We start from the raw sequence: 16,106 nt of genomic DNA, 5'->3' as shown, positions 1-16,106 counted from the left end.
GATGGGTGGCTTCTCGCTGGAGCTGAACGAGGACCAGACCGACCTGCGCGACTGGGTGCACGGGTTCGCCAAGGACGTCATCCGCCCCGCCGCGTCCGAGTGGGACGAACGCGAGGAGACACCGTGGCCCGTCATCCAGGAGGCCGCCAAGATCGGCCTCTACGGGTTCGAGGCGCTGGCCACGTGGTTCGCCGACCCGATCGGCCTGTCGCTGCCCATCGCCACCGAGGAGCTGTTCTGGGGTGACGCGGGCATCGCCCTGTCCCTCATGGGCACCGGCCTCGCCGCGGCCGGGATCTTCGCGTCCGGCACACCCGAACAGCTGGCCGAGTGGGTGCCGGAGTGCTTCGGCACCGAGGACGACCCGAAGCTGGCCGCGTTCTGCGCGTCCGAACCGCAGGCCGGGTCGGACGTGGCGGGCTACCGCACGCGCGCCCGCTACGACGAGGCCACCGACGAGTGGGTGATCAACGGCCAGAAGGCGTGGGCCACCAACGGCGGCATCGCCAACGTGCACGTCGTGACCGCCGTCGTCGACGCGACCCTCGGGTCACGCGGGCAGGCCGGGTTCGTCATCCCACCGGGGACACCGGGCGTGTCCAGTCCGGGGAAGATCCGCAAGCACGGCATGCGGGCGTCGCACACGGCCGACGTGTTCCTCGACGACGTCCGCGTGCCGGGGCGGTGCCTGCTGGGCGGCAAGGAGAAGCTGGACGCGCGGCTCGCCAGGGCGCGTGAGGGCCAGAAGTCCGGCGGCCAGGCCGCGATGGCGACCTTCGAGACGACCCGTCCGACCGTGGGCGCGATGGCGATCGGGGTCGCACGTGCGGCCTACGAGTACTCGCTGGAGTACGCGAAGGAGCGCGAGGCGTTCGGCCGCAAGATCATCGAGAACCAGTCGATCGCGTTCGACCTGGCCAACATGCGGATGGAGATCGACGCCGCGCGGATGCTCGTGTGGCGGGCGGCGTGGATGGGGCGGAACAACGTGCCGTTCACCGCGGGCGAGGGGTCGATGTCGAAGCTGAAGGCCGGGGAGGTGTCGGTGTGGGCCACGGAACGCGCCATCCACATCCTCGGCGGCGCGGGCTACACGCGCGACCACCCGGTGGAGCGGATGCACCGGGACGCGAAGATCTTCACCATCTTCGAGGGGACGTCGGAGATTCAGCGGTTGGTCGTGGCCAGGGCGATCTCCGGGATGTATATCAGGTGAGTTGATCACCTTAGGCCGTCCTGAGGCCGTCCGAGTGGGTGGGGTTTTCCTCGGCCTGGGGACCCCACCCACTTTCCTCAGGTGCGTCGACGGCCGAAACCTGCCGACCTGCGCCCCCACCCGCAGAACGCAGGTCCTCGGCGGAGTTGACTAACTTCCAGGTCTGAGCTTCTTGTCGCATCGGTAACAGGTCTTGTCCTGCCCACTGGCGTTCGAGTACCCACAGTGCGGACACGTGACCCGGCCTTGGGATTGGTGATCAGGGGTGTAGGGGTTGCGGGAGTTGCGGCCGGGATTCTGCTTACGACAACCACCGCAGATCGCAGCGTCGTCGTCGTAGTTGGTGTGACGACACTTGGAGCACGTCCAGGTCATTTTTCCTCCAACCGTCGGGACTGGTGAACGCTAGATCGCACTGAACTTGCGCAGCGCAACAGGCGCCTTGCAATTTCACTCACTCGGCGCACCGGCAGCGTGGGGACCAACTGTCTTCCGAGCGTGCCGCAACACCGAAAGACGGTGAAGCGACAACGTCAGACACAGAACTGAAAGTGCAGTTCCGCAGAAGTCGACCCGCCATAACCGGTTGCGCCTCCCGAGGCTTGAAGACCCCGTCAGCCGCGCGAAGCTCGTGCTCAGGTACTCGGCAAGCTCCTCATAGACACCCCCGCGGGAGCATCTGGCGAGCAACCCTTGAGCCAGCTCTCAGCACGCACCTTGAAGTTGATCTTTCCGGTGCTGGGGTCGGCGCATTTCGCTTCGCACTTGTTCGACTCCATCTCGATCAGGAATTCGTCCGCGCGTTCATCCTGACGATCAGGAGCCTTCTCGCCTGGAACCACTGGAGAAAAGAGGAATCACAGCAGGTCCGCTGGCACGACGCCCGAGCCGTGGCTTTCCGGTTCTAGAACAAGTTCACCAGTTCGTTGACGTGGTGGGTCGGGGTGGCGAGGAAGACGTCCTCCGAGACCGGGCCGCAGGCCACGTTCAGGGTGTCCAGGGCGTAGATCCAGGCGTCCGTGGTGAGGCCCGAGTAGCGGTAGTTGATCTGCCAGCGGACCACCTCGCCCGGCTTGACCCAGACCGCCGGTGGGCGTCTTGCCCTGAAGGGGCGGCCGATGGGGGAGACCTGGAGGTTCACCCGGATCCGGTCGTTCTCCTCGTGGAGGGTGACCTGGTTCTCGTCCGGGCGGCCGTGGTGCACGGTCGACCTCGGCGCGAAGTCGTGCCACTCCTGCTGGGTGACCTCGTGGGTCAGCAGCGGAGCCAGTTCTGGTAGCTCGAAGGCGACCGGCAGGGTCGCGGCGGGTCCGCCGGTCGCGTCCTCTGTCCACACGGTTCGCACCCACTGCGCCACGATGTCCACGCCTACATGCTCTCAAACGCCGGGGACGGGAGACGACGCGGTTTGGCGGACGCGATCGCGAACGGCGTTGCCGGTGCGCCGGATGACATCCTGCGCAGGGCGAACACCACTCCTCGGGATGGCGGGCAGACCGAACGGTCCGTCTCAACAGGAGTGGCCGAAAAGGACATAACGGCCAATCAGCGCTGGGGCAGCGGGAGGATGCGGCCGACCAGCTCCAGTTCGGCCGGGGGCACGGCGAGGTGCAGGACTTCCGGGCCCCGGCGGTAGTGCAGGACCACCAGGTTCGGGTCGATGGTCCAGCCGTTGCCGCCGTCGACACCGCCCAGGCGCTCCACGACGCCGTCGCGCCTGCTGAAGTCGAGCACCCCGTCCTCGCCCGGCACCCACCACACCAGGCGGTAGCGCCCCGCCTTGAGCCTGCCCTCGCGCCACACGCCGTCGGCCAGGACGGCCGCGGCGATGACGGGTTCGCCGCCCGCCTCGAACTCGGCCAGCCTGCTCGCGACGGTGCCGCTCCGGCCGGGTTCCCCGCGGCGGAAGAGGCCCGCGACCCACCGCCTCCACGCCGACATGGCTCACCCCCGGATGCAACAACGCCGTGATCGGGTTCCTGGTTCCCCTACCCTGTTCGGCGTGATCGGCAACCTGCAGTGCGTCGTGCTGGACTGCCCCGCCCCCAGTGCGCTGGCGGAGTTCTACCGGGCGCTCCTCGGTGGTGAGGTCGACCGGCCCGACCGGCGGTGGTCGCTGGACGAGCGGTGGTCGACCCTGCACACCGGCACGGGTCTGGTGCTGTGCTTCCAGGGCGTGGACGACTTCCGGGCGCCCGCGTGGTCCGATCCGGAACGGCCGCAGCAGTTCCACCTCGACGTCGGGGTCGCGGACCTCGACGCGGCGCAGGCCGGGGCGGTCGCGTTGGGCGCGACGCTGGTGGACGCGGGTGAGGACGGCCGGATCTGGCGGATCATGGCCGATCCGGCCGGTCACCCCTTCTGCCTGGTCCGGGAGCTGGTCAGCCGCTGAGCGGTTCCCCCGCGGCCCGCAGCCAGGCGCGTTCCGCCGTGGTGTCCGGCACCGCGGGCCACCCGTTGACGACCGCGATGAGCCGCCAGTAGTGCTCGGCGCGCGGGTCGGCGAACGACTCGTGCTCCCGCAGCTTCGCGACCAGCTCCTCGTCGTTCGGGATGCCGAGCGCCTCGGCCCACGTGGCGTTGACGTCCTCGACGATCTCCTTGGCCCGCGCGGACTCCGGGGCCACACCCGCGTCGAGCGCGGCTCGCGCCCGCTCGACCGAGTGGTTGAACGCCCGAAGCTGCTCGGGACCCGGTGCGCCCATGTCCTCGCCCGTGGCCCTGCGTTCGGCGTGCCTCTGGGACATCCGGCGGATGCTCGCCCGGAAGTCCTCGTCCTGCACCAGTTCCGCCAGTTCGACCCACGCCTCCAGCTGCTCGGTGCTGGGGTCGTCCGGCAGTTCGACGCGCACCGAGCGCATCATCGCGTCGAAGCCCGGCTCCAGGTCGTAGCCCCCGAACACGTCCTCGAAGAAGTCGTCCAGGATGCGCTGCCGCTCTTCGTCGGACAGCCGTGCCAGTTCGTTCACGAGTTCCATCTCCCCTCCCTTGGCGATGGCGCGCAGGACCGAGCGGCGCAGCCGCAGGGTCTTGATCTGCACGTCGATCGCGTCCGCGTGGATCCGCGCCACCTCGGTGATCCCCACCTCGTCCTCCAGCACGCGCTGCGCGGTCGGCAGGTCGACGCCGAGGTCGCGCAGGGTGCGGAGGAGCTTCAGCCGGTTCAGCCCGCCCACGTCGTAGGAGCGGTAGCCGCCCGCCGTCCTCCTGGCGACGGGGATGAGCCCGGCGTCGGAGTAGAAGCGGATGGTCCGCGTGGACAGGCCGGTCAGCCTGGCGAGTTCACCGATCGAGTAGTGCGCCACGGGATCCATCGTGAACTTTCCAGTCACTGGAGGGTCAACCGCGAATGACGGCGGACACGCGGAACGCCGGGAGCCGTGGTGCTCGCTCCCGGCGTTCCGGTGGGGTCGCTAGTAGGTCATCGCCATGGCCGGGTCGGCCAGGAGCGCTCCCACGTCGGCGAGGAACTGCGAGCCCTGCTGGCCGTCGACCACGCGGTGGTCGAAGCTCAGCGCGAGCTGGCAGACCTTGCGGGGGACGACCTGGCCGTCGACGACCCACGGCATGTCGCGGATGGCGCCGAGGGCGAGGATGGCCGACTCACCGGGGTTGATGATGGGTGTGCCGGTGTCGACGCCGAAGACGCCGACGTTGGTGATGGTGAACGTGCCGCCCATCATGTCCGCCGGTGACGTCTTGCCGTCGCGGGCGGTGGTGGCCAGCTGGTCGAGCGCCACCGCCAGCTCGCGCAGGGACATCCGGTCCGCGTCGCGGACCTTCGGCACGACGAGGCCGCGCGGGGTGGCCGCGGCGATGCCGAGGTGGACGTAGTCCTTGTAGACGATCTCGCCCGCCGCCGCGTCCCAGGTCGCGTTGACGTCCGGGGTCCGCCTGGCCGCGAGGACCACGGCCTTGGCGGCGAACGTCAGCGGCGTGACCTTCACGTCGCGGAACGCGGGCGAGGTCTTGAGACGGGCCCGGAGTTCCATCATCGGCGTGACGTCGATGGTGAGGAACTCGGTCACGTGCGGCGCGGTGAACGCGCTGTCCACCATCGCCTGCGCGGTCGCCTTGCGGACGCCCTTGATCTGCACCCGGCGTTCACGCGTGCCGTTGTCCACCGTGGGCACGGGTTCGGCGACCGGTGCGGCCACGGCCTGCTCGACGTCTTCGCGGGTGATGACGCCGTTCGCGCCGGAGCCGGTCACCGCGTGCAGGTCGACGCCGAGGTCCTTGGCCAGCTTGCGGACCGGGGGCTTCGCCAGCGGCACGTAACCGCCGGGCTGGGCCACCGGAGCCGGAGGAGCGGCCACCGGAGCCGGGGGTGCCACGGGGGCCGGGGGTGCGGTCACCGCGACCGGAGCGGGCTCGGAACCCTTGCGAGCACGGCGCTTCGCCGCTCCCGCGCGGGGCCCGTAGCCGACCAGGGTCGCGATGCGGCCACCCGGCATCTCCTCGCCGATCTTGCCTGAGGAGGTGCCGTTGGTGGCGGGTTCCGCGGCCACCGGAGCGGGCGCGGCGGCGCCCGAGGGGTCGACGTCGATCGTGATGATCGGGACGCCGACGTTCACCGTCTGGCCTACCTCGGCCAGCAGCTCGGTGACGACGCCGTCCCACGGGCACGGCAGCTCGACCGCGGCCTTGGCCGTCTCGATCTCGACGATGATCTGGTTGACCTCGACCGTGTCGCCGACCTTGACGTTCCAGGTCAGGATCTCGGCCTCGGTCAGTCCCTCCGCCGTGTCGGGCATGGGGAACTGCTTGAACTGCGGCATGACGAGTGTCCCCCTACCAGGCCAGTGAGCGGTCGACGGCGTGCAGCACCCGGTCGAGGTCGGGGAGGAACTCCTCCTCCAGCTTCGACGGCGGGTACGGGGTGTCGAACCCGGTCACGCGCAGCACCGGCGCCTGGAGGGAGTAGAAGCACTCCTGCTGGACCTTCGCCGCGATCTCGCTGGTGATGGAGCTCTCGCTGGGCGCCTCGCTGACGACGACCAGGCGGCCGGTGCGGCGCACCGAGTCGTACACCGGGCCCAGGTCGAGCGGGGACAGCGTGCGGAGGTCGATGACCTCCAGCTCGGTGCCGTCCTCGGCGGCGGCCGCGGCCGCGTCGAGGCAGACCCGGACCATCGGGCCGTAGCCGACCAGCGTGGCCGCGGTGCCGGTGCGCAGGACGCGCGACTCGAACAGCGGACCGGGCGCCTTGGTGGTGTCGACCGGCGCCTTCTCGTAGTAGCGGCGCTTCGGTTCGAAGAACAGCACCGGGTCGTCGCAGTCGATGGCCTGCTGGATCATCCAGTAGGCGTCGGTCGGGTTCGAGCACGACACGACCTTGAGGCCCGCGGTGTGCGCGAAGTACGACTCGGGCGACTCGGAGTGGTGCTCCACGGCGCCGATGCCGCCGCCGAAGGGCACGCGGATGACCATGGGCAGCTTGTTGCGGCCCTGGGTGCGGTAGTGCAGCTTCGCGACCTGGCTGACGATCTGGTCGAAGCCGGGGAAGATGAAGCCGTCGAACTGGATCTCGCACACCGGCCGGTAGCCGCGGATCGCGAGACCCACGGCGGTGCCGATGATGCCGGACTCCGCGAGCGGCGTGTCGAGCACGCGCTGCTCGCCGAAGTCCTTCTGGAGGCCGTCGGTGATGCGGAAGACGCCGCCGAGCTTGCCGATGTCCTCGCCCATCATGAGGACCTTCGGGTTCGCCTCCATCGCGGCGCGCAGCCCCATGTTCAGGGCCTTGGAGATCGTCAACGTCTGCACGGCGGAGTCACCGGACTCGGAACCCGCGCGGTTCATGGTCGGAGCGGCCATCAGTGCTCGCCTCCCGCGAAACCCTCGACGTAGGCGAGGAACTCGTCGCGCTGGGCCTCCAGCACGGGGTTCCCCTCCGCGTACACGTTGGCGAAGATCCGCTCGGGTGGCGGGTCGGGCATGTTGACGCAGAACTCGCGCAGCTCGACCGCCAGCGCCTCGGACTCCCGCTCGATCGACTCGAAGAAGGCGCTGTCCGCCCACTGCTGCTTGACCAGGTGCACCTTGACCCGCTCGATGGGGTCCTTGAGCTTCCACAGCTCCAGCTCGTCGGAGAGCCGGTAGCGGGACGGGTCGTCGGACGTGGTGTGCGCGTCCATCCGGTAGGTGAAGGCCTCGATCAGGATCGGGCCGTTGCCCTGCCTGCACTCCTCCAGCGCCCAGCGGGTGACCGCGAGGGTGGCGAGGACGTCGTTGCCGTCGACCCGGATGCCGGGGAAGCCGTAGCCGCGGGCCCGCTGGTAGAGCGGGAGGCGCGACTGGCGCTCGGTCGGCTCGGAGATGGCCCACTGGTTGTTCTGGCAGAAGAACACGAGCGGCGCGTCGTAGACGGCGGCCCACACGAAGCCCTCGTGCACGTCGCCCTGGCTGGTGGCGCCGTCGCCGAAGAAGCAGATCGTCGCCTCGCTGTCGGAGTCGCCGACCTGGCCGTCGAACTTCTGGCCCATCGCGTACCCGGCGGCGTTCAGGACCTGGTTGCCGATGACGATCGTGTAGGGGTGGAACTTGTGCTTGACCGGGTCCCAGGTCCCCATGTCCGTGCCGCGGAAGATGCCCAGCAGCTCGGTCGGGTGCACGCCGCGGGTCCAGGCGATGCCGTGCTCGCGGTAGCTGGGGAACGCCATGTCGTCGGGGCGCATCGCGCGGCCCGCGCCGATCTGCGCCGCCTCCTGACCGAGCAGCGGCACCCAGATGCCGAGCTGGCCCTTGCGCTGGAGGGCGTTCGCCTCGCGGTCGACGCGGCGGATCAGAACCATGTCGCGGTACAGACCGCGCAGCTCCTCCGCCGTGATGTCGATGTCGAAGTCCGGGTGCTGGACGCGCTCACCCTCGGGGGTCAGCAGTTGCACCAGGTTGGCGTCACCTTGGTCTGTCGCTCGCAAACCTGCGATCACCTGTTCCGCGGTCGGCTTCGCCGCGGTCGCGGCGGGTGCCGACGCAGGCTCGGGGTGCGTCCATTGCTCGGGGGACGACATTGCGCCTTCTCCTCGTCTACGAGGCCGCCCGGTCGCTTGTGGCGACGTGTGTGCGGCAGTGCACCGCCAGCCGCCTCCGCCCCTGTGGGGGCGGCGGTCAACCGTCGGCGCTGACGGTGGTTCTCATCCACATCCTGACACGGCCCCGCCCGACTTGGTGAGTGCCATCCCACTTCGTAACACACAGGCCAGCGCCCTGAACTGGGAGAACAGTTGGAAGGTCGACCATCTGCCCTCCGAGCACCAAGTTCGGTCACCGAACACCACTGTCCCGGTTACCGTTCGTTAACCGGTTGACCACCCTCCGGACACGCCGTGGGGCGATCACCGCGCCGATCGTCCACGCGGTGAGATCCACCCCTCAGACATCCGATCACTCTGAGCGCGCGTTTGGTTCGTTCGTAGCACCCAAGTGCGGTTAATTAGTTCATCGGATACGCCATACAGCCTGATTGCCTGCTGTGAGCTACACAGACATCAGATGTCTTGTTAACGTCGGGAGCACCTGCATGCGTCGACGCGGCGGTCACCGCCGTTCGGCGCGCACCCGGTCGGTGGAGGACGCATGAACGCCCTGCGCACAACCGTTCCCGCACTCGTGACGATCCTGCTCTCCGCACTCACCCCGGCCGTCGCGGCGGCGCCCGACGTGGGCACGACGGCGGCCGGACCACTCACCCTCTGGTACGACGAGCCCGCCACGGACTGGGAAACCCGATCCCTGCCGATCGGCAACGGGGCGCTCGGCGGCGGCGTCTTCGGCACCGTCGCGAAGGAGCGGATCCAGCTCAACGAGAAGACCCTGTGGACCGGCGGTCCCGGCTCGACGCAGGGGTACGACTTCGGCAACTGGACCAGTCCGCGCCCGAACGCCATCAGGGACGCGCAGGACCGGATCGACCGCGAACGCCGGGTCGCGCCGTCCGCCGTCGCGACCGCCCTCGGGCAACCAAAACGCGGTTTCGGTTCCTACCAGACGTTCGGCGAGCTGGGTCTCACGCTCACGAACGCACCGAGCGGCGTCACGAACTACCGGCGCGACCTGGACCTCGGCCGGGCCGTCGCCACGGTCGCCTACGACGCGGGCGGCGTGCGCTACACCAGGGAGTACTTCGCCAGCGCGGCCGACGGGGTGCTGGTCGCGCGGCTCTCGGCGAGCCAGCCGGGCCGGGTCGGCTTCACCGCGGCGATCACCGCGCCGGACAACCGGTCCAAGCGGACGACCGCGAGCGGCGGGCGCAGCACGTTCGCCGGAACGCTCAACGACAACGGGCTGAAGTTCGAGTCGCAGCTCCAGGTCGTCGGCCAGGGCGGGTCGCGGACCGACAACGGCGACGGCTCGGTGACCGTGGCGGGCGCGGACAGCGCCGTGCTCGTCCTCGCGATGGGGACGAACTACGCCGCCGACCACCCCGCCTACCGCGGCGCCGACCCGCACCAGCGGGTGGGGTCGACGGTCGACGCGGCCGTGGCGAAGGGCTGGAACGGCCTGCTCAGCGCCCACGAGCGGGACTACCGGAACCTGTTCGACCGGGTCCGGCTCGACCTCGGCCAGCAGGTGCCGACGATCCCCACCGACGACCTGCTCGCCGGCTACGCGACCGCCGCGCCCGCGATCAAGCGGGCGCTGGAGGTCCTGTACTTCCAGTACGGCCGGTACCTGCTGATCTCGTCGTCCCGCGCCGGGTCCCTGCCCGCGAACCTCCAGGGGGTGTGGAACAACAGCACGTCACCGCCCTGGGACGCGGACTACCACGTGAACATCAACCTCCAGATGAACTACTGGCCCGCGGAGACGACGAACCTGTCCGAGACCACCGCGCCGCTGTTCGACTACGTCGACGAGATGCGCGAGCCCGGCGCCGTGACCGCGCGGGAGATGTTCGGCAACCGCGGCTGGGTGGTGCACAACGAGACCAACCCCTACGGCTTCACCGGTGTGCACAACTACGCGCAGTCGTTCTGGTTCCCCGAGGCGGGGGCGTGGCTCGCGCAACACTACTACGAGCACTACCTGTTCACCGGCGACCAGGCGTTCCTGCGCGACCGCGCCTACCCGGTGCTGAAGTCGCTGGCCCAGTTCTGGCTGGACGAGCTGAGGGTCGACCCTCGTGACGGCAAGCTGGTCGTGACGCCCAGCTACTCGCCGGAGAACGGCGACTTCTCGGCGGGCGCGGCGATGTCGCAGCAGATCGTCTGGAACCTGTTCACCACCGTCGTCGGCTCGGCGGGCCTCGTGGGCGACGCGGCGTTCGGCGAGGAGGTGCGGCAGGTGCTGACCAGGCTCGACCCCGGCACGCGGATCGGCTCGTGGGGCCAGTTGCAGGAGTGGAAGGAGGACTGGGACAGCCCCACCGACACGCACCGGCACGTGTCGCACCTGTTCGGGCTCTTCCCCGGCAACCAGCTGACCACCACGGCGCTGACCAACGCCGCCAAGGTCTCGCTGACCGCGCGCGGTGACGGGGGCACCGGCTGGAGCAAGGCGTGGAAGATCAACTTCTGGGCGCGGCTGCTGGACGGCGACCACGCGCACAAGATGCTGTCCGAGCAGCTCACCGGCAGCACGCTGGCGAACCTGTGGGACACGCACCCGCCGTTCCAGATCGACGGCAACTTCGGGGCGACCTCCGGCGTGGCGGAGATGCTGCTCCAGAGCCAGAACGGGGTCGTGCACGTGCTGCCCGCGCTGCCGTCGTCGTGGCCGAGCGGCTCGTACGCCGGGCTCAGGGCGCGCGGCGGCACGACGGTCGACGTCCGCTGGTCCGGCGGTTCGGCGACCGAGATCGGGGTGACCGCCTCGAAGGACGGGCCGCTGACCGTCCGGAACGGCCTGTTCCGGCAGGGCTACCGGCTGGTGGACGCCACGACCGGGCAGACCGTGCCGGTGACGGCGAACGGCGACTCGGTCACGTTCACCGCGCAGGCAGGCCACCGGTACGCGGCCACGAGCGGGTGCGGCGAGCCCGCGGCGGACACGGCCGTGGTCGCGTGGGACCCGCAATCCGGTAACACCGTTACCGACCGGTCCCGCAACGCCCGGCACGCCACCGTGCAGGCCGGGGCGGCGTACGGCGCCGAAGGCCCGACCGGCACGGCGCTGCTGCTCGACGGCACCCGGTACCTGCGTAGCCAGCCGACCGCGCTCGGACGACTGCCGAGGGCCACGTTCGCGGCGGAGGTGAAGGCCACCACGTCCGGCACCTACCGGCGGCTGTTCGACTTCCAGCCCTCCGGCGACCCCGGCACCGACGGGGTGCTGATCGACCTCACGCCGACCAACCAGGTGCGGTTCATCGGGGCGGGCACGGGGGTGACGACGGCCGCGGTCGTGCCGACAGGTCGTTATGTCGACATCGTGGTCACGCTGCTCGACGGGACGGTCACCGTCTACCTCGACGGGCGGCAGGCGGCGACCGCGCAGGTCGCGGCCAGCGGGATCAACGCGTGCGCGACCAGGGAGCTGCGGTTCGGCGCCGACCAGGACGGCGGGCAGCGGCTCACCGGCGCGGTCGACCGGATGGCCGTCCTGCCCAGGGCGCTCGCGGCGGGCGACGTCCCGAACTGGAGGTCGATCGCCTTCGGCTGACCTGCACCGCTCGTGACAGGATCGGGAGCGTGGACCGTTCAACGCTGACCCGTACCGTCCGAGGGCTGTGGGATGACGACATCCTCCCGAGCCTGTCCGAACTGGTGGCCGTACCCGCGATCTCACCGATCTTCGACTCCCGGTGGGCGGAGAACGGGCACCTCGCGGCCGCCATCGAGCACGTCCGGGCGTGGATCACCACCCGCGACCTGCCCGGACTGACCACCGAGGTGCACGAGCTGCCCGGCCACGCGCCGCTGCTGCTCGTGGACGTGCCCGCGAGCGGCAGCAGCGTGGAGGGCACGACCGTCCTCTACGGCCACCTCGACAAGCAGCCCCCGGTGGCCGACTGGTCGCCCGGCCTCGGCCCGTGGACGCCGGTCGTCAAGGACGGTCGGCTCTACGGGCGGGGCGCGGCCGACGACGGCTACGCCGGGTACGCCGCCATCGCCGCGCTGGAGGCCGTGCACGCGGCCGGTGGCGCGCACGGCCGGTGCATCGTGCTGCTGGAGACCAGCGAGGAGTCCGGCAGCCCCGACCTGCCCGCCTACCTGGAGCACCTGGGCGACAAGCTCGGCGACGTGTCGCTGGTCGTCTGCCTCGACTCCGGCGGCAACGACTACGAGCGGATGTGGCTGACCACGTCGCTGCGCGGCCTCGTGCAGGTCGGCCTGACCGTGCGCGTGCTGGAGAGCGGCCTGCACTCCGGCATGGCCAGCGGCATCGTGCCCAGCTCGTTCCGGATCGCCCGGCAGCTGCTCGACCGCGTCGAGGACTCCACCACCGGCGAGGTGCTGGTGCGCGAGATGCACGGCGACGTCCCCGCCAACCGGGTGGACGAGGTGCGCGAGGCCGTCGCCGCCGTGCCCGGCTCGCTGACCGCGACCGTCCCGTTCGCGGGCGGCACCACGGCGGTCGACGAGGACGAGGTCGAACTCGCCCTCAACGGCGGCTGGCGGCCCACGCTGTCCGTCACCGGCGCCGCAGGCCTGCCCCCGCTGGACGACGCGGGCAACGTGCTGCGGCCGTTCACGACGCTGATGCTCAGCTTCCGCCTGCCCCCGACCGTCGACGCCGCCGTGGCGCTCGACGCGGTGAAGAAGCTGCTCACGTCCGACGTGCCGTACGGCGCGACCGTGGAGCTGAGCCGGGTCGAGTCCGCGAGCGGCTGGAACGCCCCCGACCTGGCGCCGTGGCTGCGCGACAGCCTCGACCGGGCCGCGCAGGACGTCTTCGGCAGCCCGTGGCGGACCGTCGCGCTCGGCGGCTCCATCCCGTTCATGGGCCTGCTGCACGAGGCGTACCCGCGGGCCCAGTTCCTGGTCACCGGTGCCGTCGGCCCGGACTCGAACTGCCACGTGCCGGACGAGTCGCTGCACCTGGACCAGGCGAGGAAGGTCACGGAGGCCGTCGCGCTGGTGCTGGACGCGCACTCCAGGCAGGGCTGACCCCCGTGCCGGACGGGGCCGCACGGCCCCGTCCGACACCCGCGGCACCGAGGTGACCGGCCCCTCTGGATCGATGCCGCACACTGGTCCGGTGAACGAGCAACGGCAGAGGACCGAACGGCTGAGGCTCGCCGAGTCGGACCCACCCGATGCGCCCTGGCGCCTGTGGGGCCCCTACCTGGCCGGACGCCAGTGGGGCACGGTCCGCGAGGACTACTCCGCATCAGGTGACGCCTGGACGTCATTCCCGTTCGACCACGCGCGGGCCCGTGCCTACCGGTGGGGTGAGGACGGCATCGCGGGGATCTGCGACGTGCACGGGTTCCTCAACCTCGGGTTGGCGCTGTGGAACGGCGCGGACCCGATCCTGAAGGAGCGGTACTTCGGGCTCACCAACAACGAGGGCAACCACGGAGAGGACGCCAAGGAGTACTGGTGGGTGACCGACGGCACGCCCACGCACTCGTGGATGCAGGTGCTGTACCGCTACCCGCAGACCGAGTTCCCCTACGCCGAGCTGCGGGAACTGGCCGCGGGCGCGGGCCGCGAGTCCCGTGAGCCCGAGCTGTCCGACACCGGTGCCCTGGACGAGAACCGGTTCTTCGACGTCGTCGTGAGCTACGCCAAGGCCGGGCCGACGGACGTGTGCGTCGAGGTCACCGCGACCAACCACGGGCCGGACGCGGCCCCGCTGCACCTGCTGCCGCAGCTCTGGTTCCGCAACACGTGGGCGTGGGGGCGGGACGAGCGGCGGCCGTCGCTGGTCGCGTCCACCGCCGACGGGTGGCACCGGGTCACCGCCGAGCACGGGAAGCTCGGGCGGTACACGCTGCACGTCGAGGGCGCGCCGTCACTGCTGGTCACCGACAACGAGACGAACGACGTGGCGCTGTTCGGCGCCGGGCAGAACCCGACCGAGTACACGAAGGACGGCATCGACCAGCACGTCGTCGGCGGCAACCCGACCTCGTGCCAGGTCGTGGACGGGACCTCGGACCCCGGCACGAAGGCCGCCGCCTGGTACTCGTTCGACGCCGTCGAGCCCGGCGGGACCGCGTCGATCCGGCTGCGGCTGGTCGAGGGGGACGGGCACCAGGACGCGTTCGGGCCGACGTTCCGGTCCACCGTGGACGCCCGCAGGGCCGAGGCCGACGAGTTCCACCACGACCTGATGCCCGACGCGGACCCGCAGAGGGCCGCCGTCGCCCGGCGCGCGCTCGCGGGTCTGATGTGGACGAAGCAGCACTACCGCTTCCGCACCAGGGAGTGGTTGGACGGCGACCCCGCGCAACCGGCCGCGCCCGGCTCGCGCAAGTCGCCCGCCGCGCGCAACACGCACTGGCGGCACTTCGACTGCGCCGACGTGATCTCCATGCCGGACGAGTGGGAGTACCCGTGGTTCGCGGCGTGGGACCTCGCGTTCCACACCGTGCCGTTCGCGATGGTCGACCCGGCGTTCGCGAAGGAGCAGCTCCTGCTGCTGTGCCGCGAGTGGCTGATGCACCCGAACGGCCAGCTCCCGGCCTACGAGTGGGAGTTCGGCGACGTCAACCCGCCCGTGCACGCGTGGGCGGCGCTCCAGGTGTACCGGGCGGAGGAGGTGCCGGACCGGAAGTTCCTGGCGAAGATCTTCCACAAGCTGCTGCTGAACTTCTCCTGGTGGGTCAACCGCAAGGACGCCGACGGCAGCTACCTGTTCGAGGGCGGCTTCCTCGGCATGGACAACATCGGGCCGGTCAACCGGTCCGAGCCGATGCTGGGCGCGTGGCGGCTGGAGCAGTCCGACGCCACGTCGTGGATGGCCGCCTACAGCCTGCACCTGATGCAGATCGCGCTGGAGCTGGCGCGGCACGACGAGTCGTACGAGGACGTGGCGACGAAGTTCGTCGAGCACTTCCTCGGCATCGCCGAGGCGTCGACCCAGTTCGGCTCGGGTGGCGGCGGGATCTGGGACGAGGCGGACGGGTTCTGCTACGACGTGGTGTCGCGCAGGCTCGCCGACGGCACGGTGGAGTCGCAGCCGGTGCGGGTGCGGTCGATGGTGGGCCTCATCCCGCTGCTGGCGTCGGCCGTGCTGGAGCCGTGGGTGTTCGAGGAGCTGCCGAGCTTCACCCGGCGGCTGGACCACCTGATGACGCGCAGGCCGGAACTGGTGCAGTTCCTGACCTGGCAGGACCGGCCGGACGGCCGCCGCAACCTGCTGTCGCTGCTCGACGACCGGAAGCTGCGGCTCGTGCTGGCGCGGATGCTGGACGAGGGCGAGTTCCTGTCGCCGCACGGCATCCGCTCGATGTCGGTCGCGCACCGCGAGGGCATGGAGGTGCACGTCGCCGACCAGCAGCACCGGATCGGCTACGAGCCCGGCGAGTCCCGCACGCCGATGTTCGGCGGCAACTCGAACTGGCGCGGCCCGGTGTGGTTCCCCACCAACGCGCTGCTGGTCGAGTCGCTGCGGACGCTCGACTCGTTCCACGACGGCCGGTTCCGCGTCGAGCTGCCCACGAGGTCGGAACGCGAGGTCACAGCGGGTCAGGCCGCCGACGAGCTGGCGCGGCGGCTGGTGTCGCTGTTCCTGCCCGACCACGACGGCCGCAGGCCCGCGGACGGCAAGCGGGTCGAGTCGACGGACTCACCGCTGTGGCGCGAGCACATCACGTTCAGCGAGTACTTCGACGGCGACACGGGTGAGGGGCTGGGCGCCACGCACCAAACGGGCTGGACAGCACTGGTAGCGGGATTGCTCCATCCGTGACCAGCAAGAATCGGTTCAGAACGTGCGCGCTGCGTGCTCGTGCGGTGTGATGTGACCCGATCGCGTGTACGACATTCGGCCGAACAGG

Annotated in this window: 11 protein-coding genes; 5 read left to right on the top strand and 6 right to left on the bottom strand. The window is 70.4% G+C overall.

The genetic code is table 11. The annotated features are described in order from the left end of the window. The first annotated feature begins 1 nt into the window (after position 1). Positions 2-1,216 (top strand): acyl-CoA dehydrogenase family protein, encoded by a 1,215-nt coding sequence (locus AC156L_RS34445; protein ID WP_330878691.1) that lies wholly within the window; start codon positions 2-4, stop codon positions 1,214-1,216. Positions 1,217-2,120: 904 nt separating this feature from the next. Here the strand turns inward: AC156L_RS34445 and AC156L_RS34440 are convergent. Beyond that, positions 2,121-2,582, bottom strand: a complete 462-nt coding sequence (locus AC156L_RS34440; RefSeq protein WP_330878690.1) for a hypothetical protein — start codon at positions 2,580-2,582, stop codon at positions 2,121-2,123. Positions 2,583-2,761: 179 nt separating this feature from the next. Continuing rightward, positions 2,762-3,157: a hypothetical protein gene (locus tag AC156L_RS34435; protein WP_330878689.1), complete on the bottom strand. Its 396-nt coding sequence runs from the start codon at positions 3,155-3,157 to the stop codon at positions 2,762-2,764. Positions 3,158-3,218: 61 nt separating this feature from the next. On the opposite strand from AC156L_RS34435, the gene AC156L_RS34430 reads away from it, so the two are divergent. Beyond that, positions 3,219-3,608: a VOC family protein gene (locus AC156L_RS34430; protein ID WP_330878688.1), complete on the top strand. Its 390-nt coding sequence runs from the start codon at positions 3,219-3,221 to the stop codon at positions 3,606-3,608. Here AC156L_RS34430 and AC156L_RS34425 read toward each other — a convergent pair. The 4 genes from AC156L_RS34425 to pdhA all read right to left on the bottom strand — a co-directional run bounded on the left by AC156L_RS34425 (position 3,598) and on the right by pdhA (position 8,229). Beyond that, on the bottom strand, positions 3,598-4,530 hold the full coding sequence (locus AC156L_RS34425) for a MerR family transcriptional regulator (protein WP_330878687.1): 933 nt from the start codon (positions 4,528-4,530) through the stop codon (positions 3,598-3,600). The two genes, AC156L_RS34430 and AC156L_RS34425, sit on opposite strands and share 11 nt — an antisense overlap. A gap of 99 nt (positions 4,531-4,629) precedes the next feature. Further along, complete coding sequence (locus AC156L_RS34420) at positions 4,630-5,994, bottom strand: dihydrolipoamide acetyltransferase family protein (RefSeq protein ID WP_330878686.1); 1,365 nt, start codon at positions 5,992-5,994, stop codon at positions 4,630-4,632. A 13-nt stretch (positions 5,995-6,007) separates the two neighbouring features. Further along, positions 6,008-7,033: an alpha-ketoacid dehydrogenase subunit beta gene (locus AC156L_RS34415; RefSeq protein ID WP_330878685.1), complete on the bottom strand. Its 1,026-nt coding sequence runs from the start codon at positions 7,031-7,033 to the stop codon at positions 6,008-6,010. Continuing rightward, on the bottom strand, positions 7,033-8,229 hold the full coding sequence (gene pdhA / locus AC156L_RS34410; RefSeq protein WP_484407622.1) for a pyruvate dehydrogenase (acetyl-transferring) E1 component subunit alpha: 1,197 nt from the start codon (positions 8,227-8,229) through the stop codon (positions 7,033-7,035). Before pdhA ends, AC156L_RS34415 begins: the two co-directional genes overlap by 1 nt. A gap of 565 nt (positions 8,230-8,794) precedes the next feature. Between pdhA and AC156L_RS34405 the strand changes: the two genes are divergently transcribed. The 3 genes from AC156L_RS34405 to AC156L_RS34395 all read left to right on the top strand — a co-directional run bounded on the left by AC156L_RS34405 (position 8,795) and on the right by AC156L_RS34395 (position 16,018). Continuing rightward, the gene (locus tag AC156L_RS34405; RefSeq protein WP_330882069.1) at positions 8,795-11,818 is read left to right on the top strand and encodes a glycosyl hydrolase family 95 catalytic domain-containing protein; all 3,024 of its coding nucleotides are present in this window, start codon (positions 8,795-8,797) and stop codon (positions 11,816-11,818) included. 20 nt (positions 11,819-11,838) lie between these two features. After that, positions 11,839-13,266: a M20/M25/M40 family metallo-hydrolase gene (locus AC156L_RS34400; RefSeq protein ID WP_330882130.1), complete on the top strand. Its 1,428-nt coding sequence runs from the start codon at positions 11,839-11,841 to the stop codon at positions 13,264-13,266. A gap of 91 nt (positions 13,267-13,357) precedes the next feature. Beyond that, the gene (locus AC156L_RS34395) at positions 13,358-16,018 is read left to right on the top strand and encodes an MGH1-like glycoside hydrolase domain-containing protein (protein WP_330882070.1); all 2,661 of its coding nucleotides are present in this window, start codon (positions 13,358-13,360) and stop codon (positions 16,016-16,018) included. The last annotated feature ends 88 nt before the right edge of the window (positions 16,019-16,106 follow it).

Source organism: Umezawaea sp., from assembly GCF_057122925.1.
The sequence above is the reverse complement of the archived record's forward strand: the minus strand, read 5'-3'. Positions and strand labels throughout refer to the sequence as shown.

Excerpts from the sequence above, each read along its gene's own strand:
- AC156L_RS34405 (WP_330882069.1), top strand. The coding sequence starts at position 8,795 with ATGAACGCCCTGCGCACAACCGTTCCCGCACTCGTGACGATCCTGCTC.
- AC156L_RS34435 (WP_330878689.1), bottom strand. The coding sequence starts at position 3,157 with ATGTCGGCGTGGAGGCGGTGGGTCGCGGGCCTCTTCCGCCGCGGGGAA.
- pdhA (WP_484407622.1), bottom strand. The coding sequence starts at position 8,229 with ATGTCGTCCCCCGAGCAATGGACGCACCCCGAGCCTGCGTCGGCACCC.
- AC156L_RS34425 (WP_330878687.1), bottom strand. The coding sequence starts at position 4,530 with ATGGATCCCGTGGCGCACTACTCGATCGGTGAACTCGCCAGGCTGACC.
- AC156L_RS34415 (WP_330878685.1), bottom strand. The coding sequence starts at position 7,033 with ATGGCCGCTCCGACCATGAACCGCGCGGGTTCCGAGTCCGGTGACTCC.
- AC156L_RS34420 (WP_330878686.1), bottom strand. The coding sequence starts at position 5,994 with ATGCCGCAGTTCAAGCAGTTCCCCATGCCCGACACGGCGGAGGGACTG.
- AC156L_RS34445 (WP_330878691.1), top strand. The coding sequence starts at position 2 with ATGGGTGGCTTCTCGCTGGAGCTGAACGAGGACCAGACCGACCTGCGC.